Raw genomic sequence first — 22257 nt, forward strand, 5'->3', positions numbered from 1 at the left:
AGAGCGTTGAAAGAAAAACAAGATGGCTGATCTGACTCCTCGTCCCGCCAATGGCGCCGAAGTTTCAAAGGCGCTTCGCGAAGCCGCGTCAAAGCGCATTCTTGTGCTCGATGGCGCGATGGGAACGGAATTGCAGCGCTCGCGCTTTTCGGAAGAAGACTTTCGCGGTGAGCGCTTCAAGGATTGGGGCCAGGGCGTCAAAGGTAACAACGACCTGCTGATCCTCACGCAGCCCGAGACCGTGCGCGCCGTCCACCTGGATTATTTCCGCGCAGGCGCGGATATCGTGGAGACGAACACCTTCTCCGGCACCTCCATCGCACAAGCCGATTACGGCATGGAGGAGATTGTTTATGAACTGAACTTCGAGGGTGCGCGCATCGCTCGCGAAGCCGCAGAGATCGCGCAGAAGGAGGATGGCCGTCGACGCTTCGTCGCAGGCGCTGTCGGCCCGACGAACCGCACGCTTTCGATCTCGCCGGATGTGAACAACCCCGGCTATCGCGCCGTGACGTTCGATCAGGTTCGCGATGCCTATGCCGAACAGGTGAGGGGCCTTGTCGATGGCGGCGCGGACATCATCCTCATCGAGACGATTTTCGACACGCTCAACGCCAAGGCTGCCATCGTCGCGGTGCAGCATGTTTTCGCCGAGCGTGGCGTCAAGCTGCCGGTCATGATCTCGGGCACGATCACCGATCTCTCCGGCCGTACCCTGTCCGGTCAGACGCCGACTGCCTTCTGGCATTCCGTGCGTCATTCGGAGCCGTTCTCCATCGGTCTCAACTGCGCGCTCGGCGCGCGTGAGATGCGGGCGCATATTCAGGAAATCGGCAAGGTCGCCGACACGCTCGTTTGCGCCTATCCGAATGCCGGTCTGCCAAACGAGTTCGGCCTTTATGATGAGAGCCCGGAAGCAACCGCGAAGATGATCGCGGAATTCGCCGATTCCGGTCTCGTCAACGTTGTCGGGGGCTGCTGCGGCACGACGCCGGATCACATTCGTGCCATTGCTCAGGCGGTGGCCGGCAAGACGCCGCGCGAACTTCCCACGTTGAAGCCCTTGATGCGATTGTCCGGCCTGGAGCCGTTCATTCTGACCTCCGACATTCCCTTCGTGAATGTGGGCGAGCGCACGAACGTGACGGGTTCGGCGAAGTTCCGCAAACTGGTCACCAATGGTGATTACGCAGCCGCCCTCGATGTGGCGCGCGACCAGGTCGTCGCCGGCGCGCAGATCATCGATGTGAACATGGACGAAGGCCTGCTCGATTCCGAGAAGGCGATGGTCGAGTTCCTGAATCTCGTCGCCGCCGAGCCCGATATCGCCCGTGTGCCGGTGATGGTGGATTCATCCAAGTTCCACGTCATCGAGGCGGGCCTGAAGTGCATTCAGGGCAAGCCCATCGTGAACTCGATCTCGATGAAGGAGGGCATTGAATCCTTCATCGAGCACGCGAAAATCTGTCGCTCCTACGGTGCCGCCGTCGTCGTCATGGCGTTTGACGAGAAGGGGCAGGCCGATACGTTGGAGCGCAAGGTCGAGATCTGCACGCGCGCCTATAAGATCCTGACGGAAGAGATTGGCTTCCCACCGGAAGACATCATCTTCGATCCGAACGTGTTCGCGGTGGCCACCGGCATCGAGGAGCATAACGGCTACGGCGTCGCCTTCATCGAGGCGACCCGCATCATTCGCGAGACGCTGCCGCACGCGCATATTTCGGGTGGTGTTTCGAATCTCTCGTTCTCGTTCCGTGGCAACGAGCCCGTGCGCGAGGCCATGCACTCGGTCTTCCTTTATCATGCCATCAAGGTCGGCATGGATATGGGCATCGTGAATGCGGGGCAGCTCGCGGTTTACGAGCAGATCGACCCGGAGTTGCGCGAGCTTTGCGAGGATGTGGTCCTCAACCGTCGTGACGATGCGACCGAGCGTCTGCTCGACGCCGCGCCCCGCTTCAAGGGCGATGGTTCCGGCGCGGTCAAGATCGTGGATCTCGAGTGGCGTTCCTGGCCCGTCACGAAGCGGCTCGAACATGCGCTCGTGAACGGCATTACCGAATTCATCGATCAGGATACGGAGGAGGCGCGCCTTTCCGTCGAGCGTCCGCTGCATGTGATCGAAGGCCCGTTGATGGCGGGCATGAACGTGGTCGGCGATCTGTTCGGTGCGGGCAAGATGTTCCTGCCGCAGGTGGTGAAATCCGCGCGCGTCATGAAGCAGGCGGTGGCCTATCTCATGCCGTTCATGGAAGCCGAGAAGGAAGCTTCGGGCGAAGTCGCGCGGTCCACGGCCGGCAAGGTGCTGATGGCGACGGTGAAGGGCGATGTGCATGATATCGGCAAGAACATCGTCGGCGTCGTTCTCGCGTGCAACAACTACGAGGTCATCGATCTCGGCGTGATGGTGCCTGCACAGAAGATTCTTGAGACGGCTCGCAAGGAAGGTGTCGATATCATCGGCCTCTCCGGCCTCATCACACCCTCTCTCGACGAGATGGTGCATGTGGCGAGCGAAATGGAGCGCGAAGGCTTCGACATTCCGCTTCTCATCGGTGGCGCGACCACGAGCCGTGTTCATACGGCAGTGAAGATCCACCCGAACTACAACAAGGGCCAATCGGTCTATGTGACCGATGCCAGCCGCGCCGTCGGCGTGGTGTCCTCGCTCCTCTCGCCCGACATGAAGGGTGGGTATGTGGAAACGCTGCGCGCCGAATACAGCAAAGTGGCCGAAGCGCACGCACGCTCAGAGGCCGACAAGCAGCGTTTGCCGCTGGCGAAAGCCCGCGCCAATGCGATGAAGGTCGACTGGTCGCAGTACCGTCCGACGAAGCCGAGCTTTACCGGCGCGCGGGTTTTCCGCAGCTATGATGTCGCCGAGTTGATCCCCTATATCGATTGGACGCCCTTCTTCCAGACATGGGAATTGAAGGGACGGTTCCCGAACATTCTCGAAGACGAGAAACAAGGCGAGGCCGCGCGTCAACTCTATGAGGACGCGCAGGAGATGCTCAAGCGCCTCGTTGACGAGCGTTGGTTCAATCCGAAAGCCGTCATAGGTTTCTGGCCTGCGAATGCCGTCGGTGACGATATTCGTCTGTTTACGGGTGAAAGCCGTACCGATGAGCTCGCGGCGTTCTACGGTCTGCGCCAACAGCTCTCCAAACGGGATGGGCGGCCGAACATGTGCCTGTCGGATTTCGTTGCGCCTGTCGGGAGCGGCATTGCCGATTATGTCGGCGGTTTCGTCGTGACGGCAGGCATCGAAGAAGTTCGCATTGCCGAGCGGTTCGAGCGCGCGAACGACGATTATCGCTCGATCCTCGTGAAGGCGCTGGCCGATCGTATCGCGGAGGCTTTTGCCGAGCGCATGCATGAGCGTGTGCGCAAGGAGTTCTGGGGTTACGCATCGGACGAGAACCTCGCGAACGAGGACCTCATCAAGGAAACCTATTCCGGCATTCGCCCCGCGCCGGGCTATCCCGCCCAACCCGATCATACGGAAAAGGATACGCTCTTCCGTCTGCTCGACGCGCAGCGGCGCATCGATGTGACGTTGACCGAGTCCTTCGCCATGTGGCCCGGCTCATCGGTGTCGGGGCTCTATATCGCACATCCGGAATCGTATTATTTCGGCGTCGCCAAAGTGGAGCGCGATCAGGTCGAGGATTACGCTCTGCGCAAGGGCATGAGCGTCGCGGAAGTCGAACGCTGGCTGTCGCCGATCCTCAACTACGATCCGGCGTCTTATGCGATGATCGCAGCCGAGTAGGGCATGATCCGGCTCCGGCGTTTCAAGACGCCGTCGGAGCCGGGCGTTTGGCGATCAGATCGCGCAAGGTGATGATCGTGGAAGCATCGGCGACGCCGTCGATACGCTCCGGCCGGAAATGGCGCTGGAAAGCGGCGACGACTTTTTCCGTATCCTCGTCGAACACGCCCGAGATCTTGATGCCGTAGCCATACATGGCGAACATGGCCTGCAGCGCCTCGACAGGCATGCCTCTGTCGCCGCGCGAGAAAAAGCGCCCGTCCTGAATCGATGCGGGCTTTACCCAATGGCCGACCCCCGCCTCGTGCAGCACTTCCCATGGGAACTTCTCACCGGGGTCCACCTTGCGCCCCGGCGCCACATCGGAATGCGCGAGCACACGTTCCGCCGGAACGCGCCAACGGGTCGCGATATCTTTCGTCAGCGCGATGACGCTTTCGATCTGCGCGTCAGGGAAGGGCGGCAAACCGCCAGGGTGCCCGGCATTGGCGATCTCAATGCCGATGGATGCAGAGTTGGTGTCGTCTTCACCGTTCCACCAGGACCGACCCGCATGCCAGGCGCGACGCGCTTCCGGCACAAGCTGCAATACGCGCCCATCCTCGAACACGAAGTAATGCGCCGAGACCTGCGAGACGGGGTTGCACAGCCACTGCAAGGCCTCGCTCTCGCTTGCCATCCCCGTGTAGTGCAGGATGACCATGTCGGGGCGGCGGCCCTCCTTGCGTTCGCCGTGATTGGGCGAGGGAAAAACCTTCGCGGCCACCGGACTTTCGGGATTGAGGGGGCCGTGCATTCAACTCACCTGATATTTCGTTCCGCCGCGACGCGTTCCCACGCGGCGTTGACGACCGCCAGTCGCTCGGTCGCGATCTTCACGGCCTCCGGCGGAAGCCCGCGCGCGATCTCTCGATCCGGATGGTTGTCCGCAACGAGCTTGCGGTAGTGCCGCTTCAACTCGTCATTATTCATGTCGCGGTCGGCCTTGAGGATCAGATAAGGATCGTCATGGCGTAAGACATGGCGGGCCGTGATGCGGTCGAATTCCACATCGTCGAATCCGAAGATCGCGGCCACGTCCTGCAGGTAGGCGTATTCCGCTTCGTGCACCGCCCCGTCAGCCTTGGCGATGTGGAAGAGGCCGTCGAGGACATCTTCCAGCAACTGAGGCTCGTCCTTGAACGCTTCGCCGATCTGGCGCGCATAGGCCTCGAAGCCGTCGGTCGTTCCTTTCGCGAGATCGAAGAGACGTCTCACGCGGTCCCGTTCGCTCTCCGGCACATCGACGACTTGTTCGAAGGCTTGAATTTCGCGGTCCACGACGATGCCGTCGGATTTCGCCATCTTGGCGGCGAGAGCAACAAGGCCAGTGGTGAAAATAAGATCGCGCGGCGGCGCGCCGAAAAACGCGCCTTCGCGGTCAATGAGCATATGCCCGGCAACACCGCCCAGAAGGGCACCGATAGGCCCACCAAGCGCGAGACCAATGCCCGCGCCTCCGAGCTTTCCCCAAATCGAATGAATCATCGTGTTTAGTGGTATGCGCAAGTGTGTGGCAAAGAAAAGGGCCGAGATTGCTCCCGGCCCCGAAATTTGGCGATTTAAGGCCGATCAACGGCAGTAGAGATTGCCGTACACGTCCTGATAGGTGCCATAAGGGCACTGGTTCCGAGGCGCCGTTCCCGCGCCGATGATGGCGCCGCCAGCCGCGCCGATTGCAGCACCCGCCAGAGCACCACCAGCGCGACCCGTTGCAGCACCGCCGATGGCCGCGCCTGCGAGGCCACCGATCGCCGCGCCGCCGACAGCACGGTCCGTGGGGGTGTTGCAAGCGGCCACTGAGAGCGTAAGCGCGCCAGCAGCGAAAATCGTGATGATCTTTTTCATGGAAGCGTCCCTGTGTTCGGTGAGCGGCAAAAGCGCCCAACTCTCCTTAGCTTGACCTTACGCTGACGCCAACTCTCGGAAACGTGTATCAGTTCCAACTTAGGCATTCGGATGTAGAAAAAACTCTTGAAAATGATACCGCCAAGGTGAAAAGAGTCCTCCACAAAATCTAAGCTTGGGCCTTTCGCAGAACGCGCTATATAGCGGACCAGAACAACATTGAGGCAAAACGTGCCACATCTTTGCCTTAATATCGGATCACCGAACACACTTCCGTGATCGTTCATTTGAGGATTTCGTTTGACTTTAAAGCATATTTTGAGGGCGGCGATGATTGCTTGCCTGGGCGCGGCTGCTCTTCTCCTGGCGGCCGAGGCGAGGGCTGAGGGTGGTGAGGGATCGAGCGTCGTCCCTCCATCGGAAGTGCACGCCCAAGGACATAACGCGGAAGTCGTCGCCGACGCCGAGGATAAGGCCTCTGAGGATAAGCCTGTCGAGGCGGTGGAGTCGAAAGCATCTGCCAAACAAGGCGATGTCGCGAGCGCAAAGCCTAAGAACCGTCTGGCCACCGACATCGACCACACTTCCAACACGAACGCGGCCCGCAAGGCTGAGCCGGAGGTTGCCGATGTCGAGGATTCCGTTCCTTCAGCGAAGAATGCGCGCGCGCGGCTCGATGCGCAGAGGGCTGCAGCTGCAAGGCCGCTAATTCAACGCTACGCCTCCGAGCATAATGTTCCCTTCGCCTTGGCCGATGCGATTGTCCGTCTGGAGAGCCGCTACAATCCCGCCGCGCGCAACGGCGTCAATGTGGGCCTGACACAGATCAACACCGGCACTGCGAGGTCGCTCGGCTATAGTGGGCCGGCCTCCGGTTTGCAGGATGCGGAGACGAATCTTCGTTACGGCTTGAAATATCTCGCGATGGCCTATCGCCTTGCGAATGGGGATACTTGCGGCACACTCTTGCGCTATCAGTTCGGCCATCGGGCGCTGACCATGAACAAAGCTTCGCAGAGATACTGCGACAAGGTGAAGACTATTCTCGCCGCCAGCCGATGAGCGCCCTTGACTGGGAGCCATCTCATGCACCACATCGCGTTGTCAGTCGGCTGGGCGGCCGCTCCGAGTTCGCTCGGGGAGGAAAGTCCGGGCTCCATGGAAATACGGTGCCGGATAACGTCCGGCGGGGGTGACCCTAGGGAAAGTGCCACAGAGAGCAGACCGCCCCATGGCTTTCGGGCCTTGGGGTAAGGGTGAAAGGGTGCGGTAAGAGCGCACCGCGGGCGCAGTAATGCGAACGGCACGGCAAACCCCACCAGGAGCAAAACCGAATAGGGACGACAGGCTTTAAGCCAGGCCTATTTCCAGGCCGGTCGTCCGGGTTGGTTGCTTGAGGCGGTCGGCAACGACCGTCCCAGAGGAATGGCCGCCACGTTCAAGGGTTAGACCTTGGGCCATACAGAACCCGGCTTACAGGCCGGCTGACACCCCTCGTTTCATCGAATAATCCACCGAATCTGGGCCCCCGAAGCAGCTAAATCGTTGCTGCGCTTACGATTCATTAACCGTAACCGATTCTGATGGCGGAGGCGGGCAAAGGCCCGTCAAAACAGCCCAGCTCCGTTGACGCCCATATTATCCCATGTTATCCCAAATCATCCCGTCGGTGGTGCTTCGCGAGGCGGCGATCAGGGGCCCTCAAGGTCTCAGGTTGTCGGCTCAAGAGGAGGCGCAAGCGCCGGTGAGGGGATGCGGTGGATTTGCGAAATCCGCCGGAGGGCTGACATTCAGGAGCAATCGAGCGGCCCATGAACCGCTTCGTGTCCAACTTCACCAACCGTTTGGACTCGAAGGGGCGGGTCTCTATCCCGGCGCCATTTCGTGCGGTCTTGGCGCGGGACGGGTTCGAGGGGCTCTACGTTCACCCGTCGCTGGATGCGACGGCGCTGGACGCAGGGGGCAACGTGCTTCTGAACGAGATCGACGCGTTCTTGTCGACTCTGTCGCCTTATTCGGACGAGCGGGATCAGCTCTCGACGGCTTTGTTCGGCACGAGCGAGATCCTGAAGGTCGATCCGGAAGGGCGCGTCATCCTCACCGAGTCAGTAAAAGTTCATGCCGGGGTTACCGATACGGTTGTGTTCGTCGGTCTCGGAAACAAGTTCCAGATTTGGGAGCCGGAGCGTTTTCGTGCGCACTTGGAGGAGGCGCGTGCGAAAGTGCGGGATCTGAAGAAGGTCTTGGGAGCTCGAATTTTGGAGCCTCGTATGATGCAGGACATCCCACCAGGAGGGCGGGGGCAATGACGGAACGCGGCGACGGCCCGGCCGGAGCCGCTGGCGGACCATCCCGTCACGTTCCCGTGCTCCTGGGGGAAGTCTGCACGGCGCTCGATGCCAAGAGCGGCGGTGCTTTTGTCGATGGCACCTTCGGTGCAGGCGGCTACACGCGCGCCATTCTCGACGCCAATCCCCATAATCGCGTCATCGCTATCGACCGCGATCCCAACGCCATTTCAGCCGGTCAGGCGCTCGTCGACAAGATGAAGCGCCGCCTCGAACTCGTGCACGGCCGCTTCGGTGATCTCGACGAGATCGTGACGGCGCGCGCGATCGATACGGTCGATGGCGTGGTGCTCGATATCGGCGTTTCCTCGATGCAGCTCGATGAGGCCGAGCGCGGCTTCTCGTTCCGCAATGACGGCCCGCTCGACATGCGCATGGAGCGCGCCGGGCAGAGTGCCGCCGATCTCGTCAACGAAGCTCCCGAGTCTGAACTCGCAGACATCTTCTATCACTACGGTGAGGAACGTCGCGCTCGCGCCGTCGCGCGCGCAATCATCGAAGCACGCCGTAAAGCACCTTTCGAAACCACAAAGCAGCTTGCCGATCTCGTCGCGACGTTGATCTGGCAGGAGCCCGGCGGCGTTCACCCTGCAACGCGCATTTTCCAGGCGCTGCGGATCGCGGTGAATGACGAATTGGGCGAGTTGGTTCGCGCCTTGCATGCGGCGGAGCGTGTCCTGAGACCGGGCGGCCGCCTCGTCGTCGTGACCTTCCACTCGCTCGAAGACCGCATCGCCAAGCAGTTCTTTGCAGCGCGTACAGGCCGCTTGAGCACAGGTTCGCGTCACGTGCCGATGACGGAACAGGCGCGCCCGACTTTCGAGAACGTGACGAGGGGCCCGATCATGCCATCGGACATCGAAATCGCGCGCAATCCGCGGGCGCGTTCCGCCAAGTTGCGCGCGGGCATTCGTACGGAAGAGCCGCCTCAGGAACCGTTGAGCGCGTTGACCATGCTGGCCGAGTTGCCGCGTACAGCCGACAAGCGGGGAGGCCGTCGATGATCCGGTTTCTGCATATGATCGCGATCACGGCGCTGATCGCCTCGGCGGTCTACGCTTATTCGATCAAGTACGAGACGCTGTTCTATTCCGAGAAAGTGGCCAAGCTGAAGTCGCAAGCTCAACGCGAGCGGGACGCGATTGCAGTGTTGCAGGCGGAATGGCAATTGCTGAACAGACCTGACCGGTTGCAGGCTGCGGCGGAGCGTCACCTCGACCTTCAGCCCATGGCCATCCAACAACTCGCTCGCCTCTCCGATCTCCCCAACCGCCAGGCGCGTGAGGACGGGATCGGGCGGAAGCTTGAAGCGCTCGGCATTCTCGAGCCGACCGCGACCCCGAAAGACAAGTCCGCCGAAGCACGGACGCCGACGACCCAAACCCCGAAACGGTGATGCCCGTGCCCCTCGAGTCAGACATCACGCGCCCGAACAAAAAGCCGCCTCCGAAGGGCGGATTGTTGTCTCACGTCCGCGAGCTGTTCAGGCTTCGCGTCGACAAGAGCACGGCGCGCGTCGGGCTGGTGGCTTTCTGTTTCGTCGGGCTCTTTTCGACCATCGGCGGACGGCTTGTCTATTTGGCGATGACGAGCGAACCCATCAATAGCGTTCGCTTCTCGGCCGCCTCCGAAATCTCCGCCGCGCGTCCTGACATTGTGGATCGGAACGGTGAGATGCTGGCGACCGATGTGAAGACCGTGTCGGTTTTCGCCGAGCCGCGCAACATCATCGACAAGGACGAGGCGGTTGAACTCCTCACCGCTGTTTTGCCTGATCTCAACGCGCGCGAATTACGTGACAAGCTCGGAAACAGAAAAGGCTTCGTCTGGATCAAGCGCGAAATCACGCCGAAGCAGCAGGCGGAAGTCCATCGCCTCGGCATTCCCGGCGTGGGCTTCCTGCCTGAGAACAAGCGCGTTTATCCCAATGGCAATGCCGCCGCGCACGTGCTCGGTTTCGCCAATATCGATAATGTCGGCATCGCCGGCATGGAGAAATACATCGATAGCCAGGGCCTGCAGGATCTCAACGGCGCAGGCTTCAACATCGCGTCCACCGATCTGAAGCCCGTTCAGCTTTCTCTCGATCTGCGTGTGCAACATGCCCTGCGCGACGAGCTTGAAAAGGGAATGGCGAAGTACAAGGCCAAGGCCACTGCCGGCGCCGTGCTCAACGTCAATACTGGAGAAATCATCGCGCTCGTCTCGCTCCCCGATTTCGATCCAAACAATCCGGTCGACGCTCTGGAGAACGACCGGATCAATCGTATGAATGTCGGCGTGTTCGAGATGGGCTCTACGTTCAAGGCGCTGACGACTGCCATGGCGCTCGATTCCGGAAAGTACACGATCAATTCGTCGCTCGATGCGCGCTCCGGTCTGCGGTACGGCCGCTTCACAATCGGCGACTATCACGCGACGCACCGCGTCTTGACCGTGCCGGAGGTGTTCATTCATTCCTCCAATATCGGGACGGCGCGTATGGCGCTCGGTATCGGCGTGGAGGGTCACAAGGCGTTCCTGCGCAAGATGGGGCAGCTGACGCGTCTCAAGACCGAGTTGCCTGAGAACGCCGAACCCATCGTTCCGGGACGTTGGGGTGAGCTCAACACCGTGACGATTGCCTATGGACACGGCATCGCCGTTGCTCCGCTGCAGGCGGCCATGGCGGTCGGTGCTCTCGTGAACGGCGGTGCATTGATCACACCGACATTCCTCAAGCGGGATGAAGTTGCCGCGCACCAGGATGCACTGCAGGTCATCAAGCCCGAGACGAGCGAGGCGATGCGGTATGTGATGCGTCTCAATGCTTCGAACCCGGCAGGCTCCGCTTCGGCTGTCGCGATTGCGGGCTACTTCGTCGGAGGAAAGACGGGCACTGCCGAGAAGGTCGTGCGCGGGCGTTATTCCAAAGACAAGAACCTGACGACGTTCACCGCCATTCTTCCCGCCGATAAGCCGAAATACATCTTCCTGACGATCGTGGATGAGCCTCAGGCTTTGAAGGAAACGTATGGCTTCTCGACGGCCGGTTGGAATGCGGGTCCGATCACCGGCAACATCATCGAGCGCGTGGCGCCGCTGCTCGGCGTCCAACCTCGCTTCGAGCCGCCGCAGCAACCATTTCCCTTGATGTCGCGCTTGAACGCCTGGGGGATCCGGTGATGGCCGCACACAAGACGCTCGGCGATCTGGTCCCTGAAACACAAGGCGCGAAAGGTTCGGACACGACTATCACCGTCATTGCAGCCGACAGTCGCAAGGTGAAGCCCGGCGCGTTGTTCGTCGCCGTTCCCGGCACCAAGGTCGATGGCATGAGCTTCGTCCCGCAGGCCGTCGCTTCCGGCGCTGTGGCCGTGATGGGTGAACCTGCGCGCCCGGCCGATCTTCCCGGCAACATCGCCTATGTTCAGGTTGCTGACGTTCATCGCACGCTGGCTCTTGCCGCGGCGCGTTTCTATCCCCGTCAGCCGGAGAAGATCGTCGCCGTTACCGGGACGAGCGGAAAGAGTTCGGTTGCCGATTTCGCCCGCCAGCTCTTCTCGCATCTCGGCCGCAAATCGGCGAGCCTCGGTACGCTTGGTGTCATTACGTCCGACGGCGCGGCTTATGGTTCCCTGACGACGCCGGATCCGATCACGCTGCATGAGACGCTCGACCGGCTCGCAGGTGAGGGCGTCACACGTCTGGCGATGGAGGCCTCCTCACACGGCATCGATCAACGCCGCCTCGACGGCGTGCGGCTTGCGGCTGGCGGCTTCACCAATCTCGGGCGCGATCATCTCGACTATCATGCGACGACGGAAGCATATGCGGCGGCGAAGTTGCGCCTGTTCGACACGCTTTTGCCCGCCGATGCTCCTGCGGTGGTCAATGCGGACGGGCCTTATTCCGACGTGTTTCTCGAAGGTATCCGTCGCAGGGGTTTGAAAACCTATACGACGGGGCGGAAGGGCTCGACGATTCGTCTCATCGAGGGGCGTGCGCAAGGCTTCTCGCAGAAGCTGAAAATCGGCGTCGCCGGCAGGATCATCGATGTCGATTTTCCGCTTCCTGGTGGCTTTCAGGTCGAGAATGCCCTTCTCGCCGCCGGGCTGGTCCATGCCGTCGAGCCCAACATGCCCGTGCACGAAATTCTCGAAGGCCTGTCCTTCCTGAAGGGTGTTCCCGGGCGGCTTGAGCGAGTCGGCGAAGTCGATGGTGCGCTTTGTATCGTGGACTACTCCCACAAGCCGGATGCGCTCGCCCATGTGCTAGATGCGTTGCGGCCTTTCACCAGCGGTCGTCTCGTCTGCGTTTTCGGCTGCGGTGGTGACCGTGACCGCGGCAAGCGTCCGGTCATGGGCCGCATTGCCGTCGAAAAGGCCGATGTGGTGATCGTAACGGACGATAATCCTCGCTCCGAAGAACCTGCCGCCATTCGCGCCGAGATCATGAAAGCGGCTCCCGGCGCACGCGAGATCGGCGACCGTGCTCTTGCCATCCACGAAGCGGTGAAGGGGCTTCAACGGGGCGATGTTCTGGTTGTTGCTGGCAAAGGTCATGAAACGGGCCAAATCATCGGCGACCGGACATTGCCGTTCTCGGACCAGGATGAGGTGCGGGCGGCGATTGCGGAGAGACAGAGATGAGAGCGCCCCTTTGGACGGCGGATGAGGTGAGAGCGGCGACCGGTGCGCGGATCGGCGCCGACTTCTTTCAAGCCACGGGCGCCTCCATCGATACACGGACGCTCGCGTCGGGCGATCTCTATTTCGCGATCAAGGGCGATGTTCACGACGGACACAGTTTCGTCGATGCGGCGCTTCAAAAGGGGGGGTCGGCCGCTGTCGTCGCGACTGATCGCGCTGCGGAGTTCAAGGCACAAGACCGGCTGATCGTCGTGCCCGACGTGCTGGAAGCCATGCGCCAGCTCGGGCGCGCCGCGCGTCAACGGAGCAATGCGAAGATCGTCGCCATCACGGGATCCGTCGGCAAGACCGGGACGAAGGAAGCGATGCGCCTTGCCTTGTCCCGACAGGGCGCGACCCATGCCTCGGTCGCCTCCTACAACAATCATTGGGGTGTGCCGCTGACACTCGCGCGTATGCCGCGCGATGTCGCTTACGGCGTGTTCGAAATCGGTATGAATCATGCGGGTGAAATCCTGCCACTGACGGCGATGGTGCGTCCGCATGTGGCGGTGGTCACCACCATCGAACCGGTTCACATCGAGTTCTTCCCGTCGCTCTGGGGCATCGCCGATGCAAAGGGCGAAATCTTTTCCGGCCTCGAACCAGGCGGCACGGCGGTGATCAATCGCGATACGCCGTATTTCGAGCGCTTGCGGACGCATGCGCTGGCTTCCGCCGCGGGGCGGGTGGTGTCTTTCGGCGAGCATGAGGCTGCCGATATCCGCGCAGAGCACATCGTCGCAAAGCCGGATGGTTCCATCGTCGATGTGAAGGTTTTCGGGAGGCCGCTCACCTATCGTGTCGGCACCGCAGGGCGGCATATCGCGCTGAACTCCTTGAGCGTTCTTGCTGCCTGCCATGCCCTTGGGGCCGATTTGTCGGTTGCAGCTCAGAGCTTCGCGGAGCTGAGGCCGCCGGTCGGTCGCGGCGAACGGACGCTTCTCTCCGTTAGCGGTGGCGAAGCGCTTCTGATCGATGAGAGCTACAACGCCAACCCGGCTTCCATGCGGGCGGCGCTCGCCAATCTCGGCGCGGTCGAGATGGAAAGCTCAGGTCGACGCATCGCCGTTCTCGGTGACATGAAAGAACTTGGCGTCAGCGGTCCCGATCTGCACAAAGGACTTGTCGAGGCGATTGAATCGAATCACATCGATCTCGTCTTCACAGCTGGCGCTTTGATGAAGAACCTCACGGATGCTTTGCCCAAAGGCCTGATTGCGGCCGAGGTCGAAAGGTCATCGGATTTGATCGAGGCCGTCTGCGCCGCCATTCGCCCCGGCGACGTGGTGACGGTCAAGGGCTCGCTCAGCATGCAGATGGCCCTGATCGTCAAGGCGCTCAAAGAACGTTACGCCCTGCACGACAACGCGCAGGCGCTCAAAGGATAGTCGTCGATGTTGACCTTCTTGGCGGATCTCAGCCCCTATTTCAGCCCTCTCAATATTTTCCGCTACATCACGTTCCGCACCGGTGGCGCGACCGCTACCGCATTGCTCTTCGTGTTTCTATTCGGCCCCTCGATGATTTCGCTTCTGCGTCTCAAACAGGGCAAGGGCCAGCCGATCCGCGAGGACGGGCCGCAATCGCATCTTCTGACGAAGCGCGGCACGCCGACCATGGGCGGCCTGATGATCCTCGCGGGCGTGCTCTTCAGTACCCTGCTGTGGGCGAACCCGAGCAATGCCTATGTGTGGATCGTACTCTTCGTCACCGTGGGGTTCGGCGCCATCGGCTTCTACGACGACTACCTGAAAGTGACCAAGCAATCGCATAAAGGCTTTTCGGGCAAGTCGCGCCTCGCCATCGAAGCGTTGATTGCAGCGGCGGCCTGCATCGCCATCGCCCATGTCTCGACACCGGGTCTCGCGAACAAGCTGGCTCTCCCGTTCTCGAAAGAGCTGCTGTTCAATCTCGGTTGGTTCTTCATCGTGTTCGGCGGTTTCGTGATCGTGGGCGCGGGCAACGCGGTAAACATCACCGATGGCCTCGACGGCCTTGCCATCGTGCCGGTGATGATCGCGGCGGGCACCTTCGGTTTTATCGCTTATCTTGCCGGTAACGCCGTTTTCGCCAATTACCTCCAGATCCATTTCGTGCCCGGAACCGGTGAACTCGCCGTGATCTGCGGCGCACTCATCGGCGCGGGCCTCGGCTTTTTGTGGTTCAATGCGCCACCCGCGCAAATCTTCATGGGCGATACGGGGTCGCTCGCGCTTGGTGGACTTCTCGGTACCGTTGCCGTTGCGACGAAGCATGAGGTCGTGCTCGCTCTCGTCGGCGGCTTGTTCGTGCTCGAAATCTTCTCCGTCATCATTCAGGTGACCTCGTTCAAGCTCACCGGAAAACGCGTTTTCAAAATGGCGCCGATCCATCACCATTTCGAGCAGCTTGGGTGGACCGAGCCGCAGGTGGTGATCCGGTTTTGGATCGTCTCGGTCGTGCTGGCCCTTGTCGGCCTCGCCACGCTGAAGTTGAGGTGATCCATGCTGGAGAAATTGATGGCGCCAACACCCCCCTCTCCAGCTCTCCCCCACAAGGGGGAAGAGGGCGGGAGGCGCTCGTGACGCCGGTCACCACTTTCGCCAACAAGACTGTCGCGCTGTTCGGCCTCGGCGGGTCGGGGCTCGCGACGGCGCTCGCCTTGCAGGCGGGAGGGGCGCATGTGGTGGCGTGCGACGACAATCCGGCCAAGATGGCGGAAGCAGCAACGAAAGGAATCGAGACCGGCGATTTGCGTCAGGCCGATTGGTCGCGCTTCTCCGCGCTCGTTCTGTCGCCGGGCGTTCCGTTGACGCATCCCGAGCCGCATTGGTCCGCGAAGCTGGCGAAGATTGCCGGCATCGAGATCATCGGCGATATCGAACTTTTTTGCCGAGCGCGCGCGAAGATCGCGCCGACTGCGCCTTTCATCGCGATCACCGGCACGAACGGCAAATCGACGACAACCGCGCTCATCGCGCATATCCTGCGCGAAGCGGGTCACGATGTGCAGATGGGTGGGAATATCGGCACGGCGATCCTGTCGCTGGAACCGCCCGCCGACAGCCGCATCCACGTGATCGAATGCTCCTCTTTTCAGATCGACCTCGCACCCTCGCTCGCACCGACCATCGGCGTTCTTCTCAACATCTCGCCGGATCACCTCGACCGGCACGGGACGATGGAAGAGTATGCGGCGATCAAGGAGCGGCTGGTGATGAAGGCCGATCTGGTCGTGATCGGCATCGATGACAAGTGGAGTCGTTCAATCGCGGAGATCTGTCTTGCGAATGAGGCGAACGTCGTGCGGATTTCGAGCGAGCCCATGGGAAAGCCGGGCATTTTTGCGGATGGCGGAACACTCGTCCGAGTTACATCTTCCGACGCTACAGCGGTCGCGGATCTAGCCGGGATCGGTTCTCTTCGCGGTTCTCATAATGCTCAGAACGCGGCGGCAGCTGTCGCCGTTGCGAAGGCCCTTAGTGTCTCCGAAGAAGAGATAAGGTCTGGTCTCCACACTTTCCCTGGCCTCCCGCATCGAATGGAGGAGTTGGGCCGTATCCGGGCGACCCTCTTCATCAACGACTCCAAAGCCACCAATGCGGATTCGACCGAGAAGGCTTTGAAGTCCTTCGACAACATTCTCTGGATTCTCGGCGGCAAGGCCAAAGAGGGCGGCATCGCGCCACTGAAGCCGTACTTCCCGAAAATCCGAAAGGCTTATCTCATAGGCGCGGCGGCGCATGAATTTGCTGGAACGCTCGGGGATGAGGTTCCGCACGTTCATAGCGGTACGCTCGATAACGCGGTGGAACAGGCGGCGCAGGATGCGGCTGCGATGAATGAAGCTTCCGTCGTGCTGCTCTCGCCCGCCTGCGCATCCTACGACCAGTTTGCCAACTACGAAGTGCGCGGAAACCGTTTTCGCGATCTCGTCCGGGCTCTGCCCGGCATCACCCTCACGACGGGAGCTTGAGCCATGGTGTCACGCGCGGAGCGCACGCCGCTAGGCGATTGGTGGTGGACCGTCGACAGGGCGATGCTGGCCGCATTGGCGGCGATCATGATCGCGGGTCTCGTCTTTCTCATGGCGGGCGGCCCGCCTGTTGCGGAGCGGCTCGGCCTTTCGACATTCCACTTCCTCTATCGACAGGCGATGTTCCTTCTTCCGACACTGGCGATTCTGATTTTCGTATCGTTCCTGTCCCTGCGCCATGTGCGAAGGCTCGCGCTTCTGGTCTATGCCGTCAGCATGCTGCTTGTTCTGGCGACGTTTCAATTCGGCCCCGAGATCAAAGGTGCGCATCGCTGGATCATGCTCGCGGGCATCGGCATCCAGCCGTCTGAATTCGTGAAACCCTCCTTCGTCGTTATCGCGGCCTGGGCTTTTTCCGAGGGCGCGCGGCGCAAGGATATGCCGGGCGCGCTTTTGGCGTTGCTCATTCTCCCCGCCACCATCATCCCTCTCGTACTGCAACCCGATTTCGGCCAGACCATGCTGATCACCATCGTCTGGTGCGGCCTGTTCTTCGTAGCTGGCCTGCATTGGTTCTGGGTGATGGGACTTGGTGGCGCAGGTCTTCTCGGCATCGGCGCGGCTTACGAATTTCTGCCTCACGTGCGCGCCCGTATCGAACGCTTCATGGATAAATCTTCCGGCGATACCTTCCAGGTCGATACGGCGCTCGAATCCTTCGCACGTGGTGGCTGGCTCGGGCGTGGACCAGGCGAGGGCACCGTGAAGCGCATTCTGCCCGACGCCCATACCGACTTCATTTTCGCCGTCACAGCCGAGGAATTCGGCGTCGTCGTCTGCCTCGCCCTTCTGCTTCTCTTCGCATTTATCGTCTTGCGCGGGCTCATGCTGGCGCGCCGAAACGAGGATACCTTTTGTCGGCTCGCGGCGACGGGGCTCGTGCTGATGTTCGGGCTGCAGGCTTCCATCAACATGATGGTGAATGTTCACCTCATGCCCGCCAAAGGCATGACACTGCCTTTCATTTCCTATGGTGGTTCATCGCTCCTGTCGCTCGCTTTGGGGATGGGTTTTCTCATCGCGCTGACGCGTCGTCGTCCGCGCGCCGAGATGATGGAACGCTTCGATTGAGTTTCGCACAGTGACAGCACCTCTCGTTCTTCTCTCCGCTGGCGGTACGGGCGGGCATCTGTTCCCGGCGGAATCGCTCGCCAATGCGTTGAAAGCCTCCGGCGTCAGGGTCGTGCTGGTCACGGACAAGCGCGCCAATGCTTATGCGGGATCGTTCCCGGCCGAGGAAATCATCGAGATCCCGTCGGCGACGCCCTCGGGCCGCTCGGTGCTGCAGATGGCGAAGGCGGCTTTTCTTCTGGGTAAGGGCATCCTCAAAGCTATTCCTGTCATCCGTCGCCTGAAGCCGGCAGCCGCTGTCGGCTTTGGTGGCTACCCGACGGTCCCGCCGATTTTGGCGGCGTCCTTTCTCGGGGTGCCGACTGTCATTCACGAGGCCAACGGCGTGCTGGGGCGCGCCAATCGGCTTCTCGCACGCCGTGCATCGTTGATCGCGACAGGCTTCGAAGCGACGAAAGGCGTGCCTGCCGATGTGTCCGGTCAGCGGGTTCATAGCGGCAATCCCATTCGTCCGCCGGTTCTTGAAGCGGCCAAGATCGCCTATCCGGCTTTGTCGCAGGACAGCCGCGTCAAGCTCCTCGTTTTCGGTGGAAGTCAGGGCGCGCGGGTGATGAGCGACATCGTTCCGCCCGCCATCGCACTTCTACCAACAGAGATTCGCGCTCGCCTTTCCATTTGCCAGCAGGCGCGTGAGGAAGATCTTCAGCGGGTTCGTGAGACCTACAGGAAGTTGGACGTTGCTTGCGAGGTCGAACCCTTCTTTAAGGATCTGCCGCGCCGCATTGCCGATGCGCATCTGGTGATTTCTCGCTCCGGAGCCTCCACCGTCGCGGAGTTGTCCGTGATCGGTCGTCCCTCGATTCTGGTGCCGTTGCCCGGTTCTCTCGATCAGGATCAGGCGGCGAACGCCAAGACGCTCGCCGATATCGGCGCTGCCATCGTCCTTACACAAGTCGAGTTTACCCCCGAGCGCCTCGCATCAGAGATCCAAGGTCTTCTGACCGAGCCGGAGCGCTTGACCCGCGCGGCGGCCTCGGCCAAGAGCGCCGGTATCTCAGATGCTGCGGAACGCCTCGCCGAGGCTGTTCTCAAACTCGCGCTCACGACGAAGAACGGAATAAAGTCATGAAGCTCCCGCCGAAACTCGGATCTATCCACTTCATCGGTATCGGCGGCATCGGCATGTCCGGCATCGCCGAGGTGATGAACAACCTCGGCTACACGGTGCAGGGGTCGGACGCCGCCGACAACTACAACGTCAAGCGTCTGGCCGATAAGGGCATCAAGACTTTCATCGGTCATAAGGCCGAGAACGTGGAACACGCGGAGATCGTCGTCGTCTCGACCGCGATCAAGCGCGACAACCCCGAACTCATGGCGGCGCGCGAAAAGCGCTTGCCGGTTGTGCGCCGGGCGGAAATGCTCGCCGAGCTGATGCGTTTCAAATCCTGCGTCGCGGTTGCCGGCACGCACGGCAAGACAACCACCACATCGCTCGTCGCGACACTTCTCGATGCGGGCGGCCTCGATCCGACGGTCATCAATGGCGGCATCATCAACGCCTACGGCACCAATGCCCGCATGGGTGAGGGGCAGTGGATGGTAGTGGAGGCCGACGAGTCGGACGGTACGTTCCTCAAGCTCCCGGCGGATGTGGCCATCGTCACCAATATCGATGCCGAGCATCTCGACCACTTCCATTCCTATGACGCGATCAAGGACGCGTTCCGCTCCTTCATCGATTCCATCCCCTTCTACGGCTTCGCGGTGATGTGCATCGATCATCCGGCTGTGCAGGACATGGTCGGCCGCATCGAGGATCGCCGCATCATCACCTACGGCGAGAATCCGCAGGCCGATGTGCGCATCATGGATATCGATCCGCGCGGCGGGCAGACCAAGTTCCGAGTCATGATCCGGGACCGCCGTCCTGGTTTCCGTCTGGAATTGGAGGATCTCGTTCTGCCGATGCCCGGCGCGCACAACGCGTTGAACGCAACCGCCGCCATCGCGGTTGCGCACGAACTCGGCGTCACGCCGGATGCGATCCGCAAGGCGCTCGGCGGGTTCGGTGGCGTGAAGCGTCGCTTCACGCGGACCGGCGCGTGGAACGGCGTGACCGTGTTCGACGATTACGGCCACCATCCGGTGGAGATCAGCGCCGTGTTGAAGGCCGCCCGCGCATCGACGGACGGGCAGGTGATCGCCGTGGTGCAGCCGCATCGCTACACGCGCCTCTCGTCCTTGTTCGATCAGTTCTGCACCTGCTTCAACGATGCGGATTCGGTCATCGTCGCGCCTGTCTATGCGGCGGGCGAACAGCCGATTTCGGGAGCCGATCGCGACGGCCTCGTCTCCGGCCTCAAGGCGCGCGGACACCGCAACGCCATGGCGCTCGAAAAGCCGGAAGATCTCGCGGGTCTCGTCAAGGGTATTGCAAAGCCGGGTGACTATGTCATCTGCCTCGGCGCCGGCAACATCACGCAATGGGCCTATGCGCTGCCGGGCGAACTCGAGGCGCTTGGCGAGAAGGCGGCTTGATGTTTCCGGACATCGTGCTGGAACTCAAGGCGAGCATGCCCGATTTGCGGGGCACGTTGGAAGCCAATGCTTCGAGCGTGCCGCTGTCCTGGTTCCGCACGGGGGGACCGGCAAAAGTTCTTTTCACGCCGGTCGACGAAGACGATCTCGCGTATTTTCTCGCGAAACTCGACGCGGCGATCCCCGTTCTGGTTGTCGGGCTCGGTTCGAATCTGCTTATCCGCGACGGTGGTTGGCCGGGCGTCCTGATCCGCTTGGGAAAACGCTTCGCCGATGTGAATGTCGAACCGAACCTGCGGGTTCGCGCGGGAGCCGGCGCCCCTGACGTGAAGGTGGCGCGCGCGGCGGCGGAGGCCGGTATCGCCGGTCTGTCTTTTCTGCGCGGAATCCCCGGCGCCATCGGCGGCGCGCTTCGCATGAACGGCGGGGCTTATGGCGGCGAGACGAAGGATGTGCTGATCGAGGCTAGAGGCGTTACACGCTCGGGCGAGCGTGTGTCCTACACCAATGCCGAGATGGGCTTTACCTATCGCCATTGCGCCGTGCCGGATGGCGTCATCTTCACGGAAGCCTTGTTCGAAGGTCGTCCCGGCGATCCGGCAAAAATCCTCGCCGAGATGAACGCGATCACGGATGCACGCTCCTCGACGCAGCCTGTGAACACACGCACGGGCGGCTCGACCTTCAAGAACCCGTCGGGAAAGAAGGCCTGGGAGTTGATAGACGCGGCAGGATGTCGTGGCTTGCGTATCGGGGATGCTCAGGTCTCCGAAATGCACTGCAACTTTCTGATCAATCATGGCTCCGCGACCGCCGCCGAGATCGAGCGGCTCGGAGAAGAGGTGCGCCGCAGGGTTCGCGAGAATTCCGGCGTTGAGCTTCAGTGGGAAATCAAGCGGGTAGGGATGGCTTAAACCCTTTCAGGCATGGTCGACCGCAAAACCTGGCGACCGGATGAGCCGCCTCAAAATGCGATGGAGTCGACAATGGCAAAACATGTGGCGGTCCTGATGGGCGGCTGGTCGGCCGAACGGGCGGTGAGCCTTTCCTCGGGTGCCGCGTGTGCCAAAGCGCTCGAAGGGCAGGGCTACAAGGTCACGCCGATCGACGTGCAGCCCGACATCGCCACCGTTCTGACGGCGGTCGCACCGGACGTGGTGTTCAACGCGCTTCATGGTCGCGTCGGCGAAGACGGCACGATTCAGGGTCTGCTCGAACTCCTGCGCATTCCCTATTCCCATTCCGGTGTTCTGGCCTCGGCGCTTGCCATGCAGAAAGACCAGGCGAAAATTGTCATGCACGCGGCCGGTGTGCCCGTGCCGCACGGGGTGGTCGTTAACCGTTTGGAGGCAGCCAGGCAGCATGTTCTGCCCGCTCCTTATGTCGTCAAACCTGTGAACGAAGGCTCATCCGTCGGCGTCATCATCGTGCGCGAGGAGCGTAGCCACCCGCCGCAGGAATTGATGCGGGAAGATTGGGCCTTCGGTGACGAAGTCCTTGTCGAATCATATGTTGCCGGCCGCGAACTGACCTGCGCGGTCATGGGGGATAAGGCCCTCGGCGTCATCGATATCCGCCCTGCGACGGGCGTGTTCTACGATTATGACGCAAAGTATGTGAAGGGCGGATCCATTCACGTGCTGCCGGCAGAAATTAAACCGAATATTTACCAAAAGGTCCAAGAGTTGGCGTTAACGGCGCATCAAGCGCTCGGTTGTCGGGGAATCAGCCGTGCCGACCTTCGGTACGATGATACTCCCGACGGAACCGGGGAATTGGTCGTTCTCGAGGTTAACACCCAACCCGGAATGACCGAGACCAGCTTGGTGCCAGAACTTGCAGCCCATGCGGGCTATACGTTTGGTGAGCTTGTACAATGGATGGTGGAGGACGCTACCTGCAACCGATGACGGCCTATCCGGCCGGTCACGCCGTTGCGCGCGT

General features: G+C 61.3%; 18 protein-coding genes and 1 other RNA gene. 16 read left to right on the plus strand and 3 right to left on the minus strand.

Annotated elements, in window-relative coordinates:
- The first annotated feature begins 22 nt into the window (after nucleotides 1–22).
- On the plus strand, nucleotides 23–3778 hold the full coding sequence (gene metH, locus AB4072_RS07645; protein WP_441966802.1) for a methionine synthase: 3756 nt from the start codon (nucleotides 23–25) through the stop codon (nucleotides 3776–3778).
- Nucleotides 3779–3800: 22 nt separating this feature from the next.
- Here the strand turns inward: metH and AB4072_RS07650 are convergent, their stop codons facing one another.
- From AB4072_RS07650 to AB4072_RS07660, 3 genes are all read right to left on the minus strand, one after another.
- The gene (locus AB4072_RS07650; RefSeq protein WP_441966804.1) at nucleotides 3801–4574 is read right to left on the minus strand and encodes an N-acetylmuramoyl-L-alanine amidase; all 774 of its coding nucleotides are present in this window, start codon (nucleotides 4572–4574) and stop codon (nucleotides 3801–3803) included.
- Between the two features lie 5 nt (nucleotides 4575–4579).
- Nucleotides 4580–5305, minus strand: coding sequence for a TerB family tellurite resistance protein (locus AB4072_RS07655; RefSeq protein WP_441966806.1), 726 nt, complete (start codon nucleotides 5303–5305; stop codon nucleotides 4580–4582).
- Between the two features lie 84 nt (nucleotides 5306–5389).
- Complete coding sequence (locus AB4072_RS07660; protein WP_441966808.1) at nucleotides 5390–5665, minus strand: hypothetical protein; 276 nt, start codon at nucleotides 5663–5665, stop codon at nucleotides 5390–5392.
- 330 nt (nucleotides 5666–5995) lie between these two features.
- Between AB4072_RS07660 and AB4072_RS07665 the strand changes: the two genes are divergently transcribed.
- The 15 genes from AB4072_RS07665 (at nucleotide 5996) to AB4072_RS07735 (ending at nucleotide 22223) form a co-directional block, all read left to right on the plus strand.
- Nucleotides 5996–6727, plus strand: coding sequence for a transglycosylase SLT domain-containing protein (locus tag AB4072_RS07665; RefSeq protein WP_441966809.1), 732 nt, complete (start codon nucleotides 5996–5998; stop codon nucleotides 6725–6727).
- Between the two features lie 42 nt (nucleotides 6728–6769).
- Nucleotides 6770–7157: RNase P RNA component class A (gene rnpB, locus AB4072_RS07670), an RNA gene on the plus strand.
- 319 nt (nucleotides 7158–7476) lie between these two features.
- Complete coding sequence (mraZ, locus tag AB4072_RS07675) at nucleotides 7477–7974, plus strand: division/cell wall cluster transcriptional repressor MraZ (protein WP_441966811.1); 498 nt, start codon at nucleotides 7477–7479, stop codon at nucleotides 7972–7974.
- Nucleotides 7971–9017: a 16S rRNA (cytosine(1402)-N(4))-methyltransferase RsmH gene (gene rsmH, locus AB4072_RS07680; RefSeq protein ID WP_441966812.1), complete on the plus strand. Its 1047-nt coding sequence runs from the start codon at nucleotides 7971–7973 to the stop codon at nucleotides 9015–9017. The genes mraZ and rsmH overlap by 4 nt, the downstream gene beginning before the upstream one ends.
- The gene (ftsL, locus tag AB4072_RS07685; RefSeq protein WP_441966814.1) at nucleotides 9014–9409 is read left to right on the plus strand and encodes a cell division protein FtsL; all 396 of its coding nucleotides are present in this window, start codon (nucleotides 9014–9016) and stop codon (nucleotides 9407–9409) included. Before rsmH ends, ftsL begins: the two co-directional genes overlap by 4 nt.
- A complete protein-coding gene (locus AB4072_RS07690) occupies nucleotides 9409–11178 on the plus strand; it encodes a peptidoglycan D,D-transpeptidase FtsI family protein (protein WP_441966815.1) in 1770 nt (589 codons plus the stop codon). The genes ftsL and AB4072_RS07690 overlap by 1 nt, the downstream gene beginning before the upstream one ends.
- Nucleotides 11178–12644: a UDP-N-acetylmuramoyl-L-alanyl-D-glutamate--2,6-diaminopimelate ligase gene (locus AB4072_RS07695; RefSeq protein ID WP_441966817.1), complete on the plus strand. Its 1467-nt coding sequence runs from the start codon at nucleotides 11178–11180 to the stop codon at nucleotides 12642–12644. Before AB4072_RS07690 ends, AB4072_RS07695 begins: the two co-directional genes overlap by 1 nt.
- Nucleotides 12641–14074, plus strand: a complete 1434-nt coding sequence (locus AB4072_RS07700; protein ID WP_441966819.1) for a UDP-N-acetylmuramoylalanyl-D-glutamyl-2,6-diaminopimelate--D-alanyl-D-alanine ligase — start codon at nucleotides 12641–12643, stop codon at nucleotides 14072–14074. The genes AB4072_RS07695 and AB4072_RS07700 overlap by 4 nt, the downstream gene beginning before the upstream one ends.
- A gap of 6 nt (nucleotides 14075–14080) precedes the next feature.
- Nucleotides 14081–15166 (plus strand): phospho-N-acetylmuramoyl-pentapeptide-transferase, encoded by a 1086-nt coding sequence (gene mraY / locus AB4072_RS07705; protein ID WP_441966821.1) that lies wholly within the window; start codon nucleotides 14081–14083, stop codon nucleotides 15164–15166.
- Between the two features lie 80 nt (nucleotides 15167–15246).
- Complete coding sequence (gene murD, locus AB4072_RS07710; protein WP_441966823.1) at nucleotides 15247–16641, plus strand: UDP-N-acetylmuramoyl-L-alanine--D-glutamate ligase; 1395 nt, start codon at nucleotides 15247–15249, stop codon at nucleotides 16639–16641.
- Between the two features lie 3 nt (nucleotides 16642–16644).
- Complete coding sequence (locus AB4072_RS07715; RefSeq protein ID WP_441966825.1) at nucleotides 16645–17772, plus strand: FtsW/RodA/SpoVE family cell cycle protein; 1128 nt, start codon at nucleotides 16645–16647, stop codon at nucleotides 17770–17772.
- Complete coding sequence (gene murG / locus AB4072_RS07720; RefSeq protein ID WP_441967264.1) at nucleotides 17768–18901, plus strand: undecaprenyldiphospho-muramoylpentapeptide beta-N-acetylglucosaminyltransferase; 1134 nt, start codon at nucleotides 17768–17770, stop codon at nucleotides 18899–18901. Before AB4072_RS07715 ends, murG begins: the two co-directional genes overlap by 5 nt.
- Nucleotides 18898–20313 (plus strand): UDP-N-acetylmuramate--L-alanine ligase, encoded by a 1416-nt coding sequence (gene murC, locus AB4072_RS07725; protein ID WP_441966827.1) that lies wholly within the window; start codon nucleotides 18898–18900, stop codon nucleotides 20311–20313. The genes murG and murC overlap by 4 nt, the downstream gene beginning before the upstream one ends.
- Complete coding sequence (murB, locus tag AB4072_RS07730; RefSeq protein ID WP_441966828.1) at nucleotides 20310–21227, plus strand: UDP-N-acetylmuramate dehydrogenase; 918 nt, start codon at nucleotides 20310–20312, stop codon at nucleotides 21225–21227. Before murC ends, murB begins: the two co-directional genes overlap by 4 nt.
- A 72-nt stretch (nucleotides 21228–21299) precedes the next feature.
- The gene (locus AB4072_RS07735; protein ID WP_441967266.1) at nucleotides 21300–22223 is read left to right on the plus strand and encodes a D-alanine--D-alanine ligase; all 924 of its coding nucleotides are present in this window, start codon (nucleotides 21300–21302) and stop codon (nucleotides 22221–22223) included.
- Nucleotides 22224–22257 lie beyond the last annotated feature (34 nt).

The sequence above is a fragment of the Microvirga sp. 2MCAF38 genome, from assembly GCF_052115485.1.
Lineage (GTDB): Bacteria > Pseudomonadota > Alphaproteobacteria > Rhizobiales > Beijerinckiaceae > Microvirga.

What these genes read in the sequence shown, in the direction of transcription:
- metH (WP_441966802.1), top strand. Translation starts at nt 23, where the DNA reads ATGGCTGATCTGACTCCTCGTCCCGCCAATGGCGCCGAAGTTTCAAAG.
- AB4072_RS07650 (WP_441966804.1), bottom strand. Translation starts at nt 4,574, where the DNA reads ATGCACGGCCCCCTCAATCCCGAAAGTCCGGTGGCCGCGAAGGTTTTT.
- AB4072_RS07655 (WP_441966806.1), bottom strand. Translation starts at nt 5,305, where the DNA reads ATGATTCATTCGATTTGGGGAAAGCTCGGAGGCGCGGGCATTGGTCTC.
- AB4072_RS07660 (WP_441966808.1), bottom strand. Translation starts at nt 5,665, where the DNA reads ATGAAAAAGATCATCACGATTTTCGCTGCTGGCGCGCTTACGCTCTCA.
- AB4072_RS07665 (WP_441966809.1), top strand. Translation starts at nt 5,996, where the DNA reads ATGATTGCTTGCCTGGGCGCGGCTGCTCTTCTCCTGGCGGCCGAGGCG.
- mraZ (WP_441966811.1), top strand. Translation starts at nt 7,477, where the DNA reads ATGAACCGCTTCGTGTCCAACTTCACCAACCGTTTGGACTCGAAGGGG.
- rsmH (WP_441966812.1), top strand. Translation starts at nt 7,971, where the DNA reads ATGACGGAACGCGGCGACGGCCCGGCCGGAGCCGCTGGCGGACCATCC.
- ftsL (WP_441966814.1), top strand. Translation starts at nt 9,014, where the DNA reads ATGATCCGGTTTCTGCATATGATCGCGATCACGGCGCTGATCGCCTCG.
- AB4072_RS07690 (WP_441966815.1), top strand. Translation starts at nt 9,409, where the DNA reads ATGCCCGTGCCCCTCGAGTCAGACATCACGCGCCCGAACAAAAAGCCG.
- AB4072_RS07695 (WP_441966817.1), top strand. Translation starts at nt 11,178, where the DNA reads ATGGCCGCACACAAGACGCTCGGCGATCTGGTCCCTGAAACACAAGGC.
- AB4072_RS07700 (WP_441966819.1), top strand. Translation starts at nt 12,641, where the DNA reads ATGAGAGCGCCCCTTTGGACGGCGGATGAGGTGAGAGCGGCGACCGGT.
- mraY (WP_441966821.1), top strand. Translation starts at nt 14,081, where the DNA reads ATGTTGACCTTCTTGGCGGATCTCAGCCCCTATTTCAGCCCTCTCAAT.
- AB4072_RS07715 (WP_441966825.1), top strand. Translation starts at nt 16,645, where the DNA reads ATGGTGTCACGCGCGGAGCGCACGCCGCTAGGCGATTGGTGGTGGACC.
- murC (WP_441966827.1), top strand. Translation starts at nt 18,898, where the DNA reads ATGAAGCTCCCGCCGAAACTCGGATCTATCCACTTCATCGGTATCGGC.
- AB4072_RS07735 (WP_441967266.1), top strand. Translation starts at nt 21,300, where the DNA reads ATGGCAAAACATGTGGCGGTCCTGATGGGCGGCTGGTCGGCCGAACGG.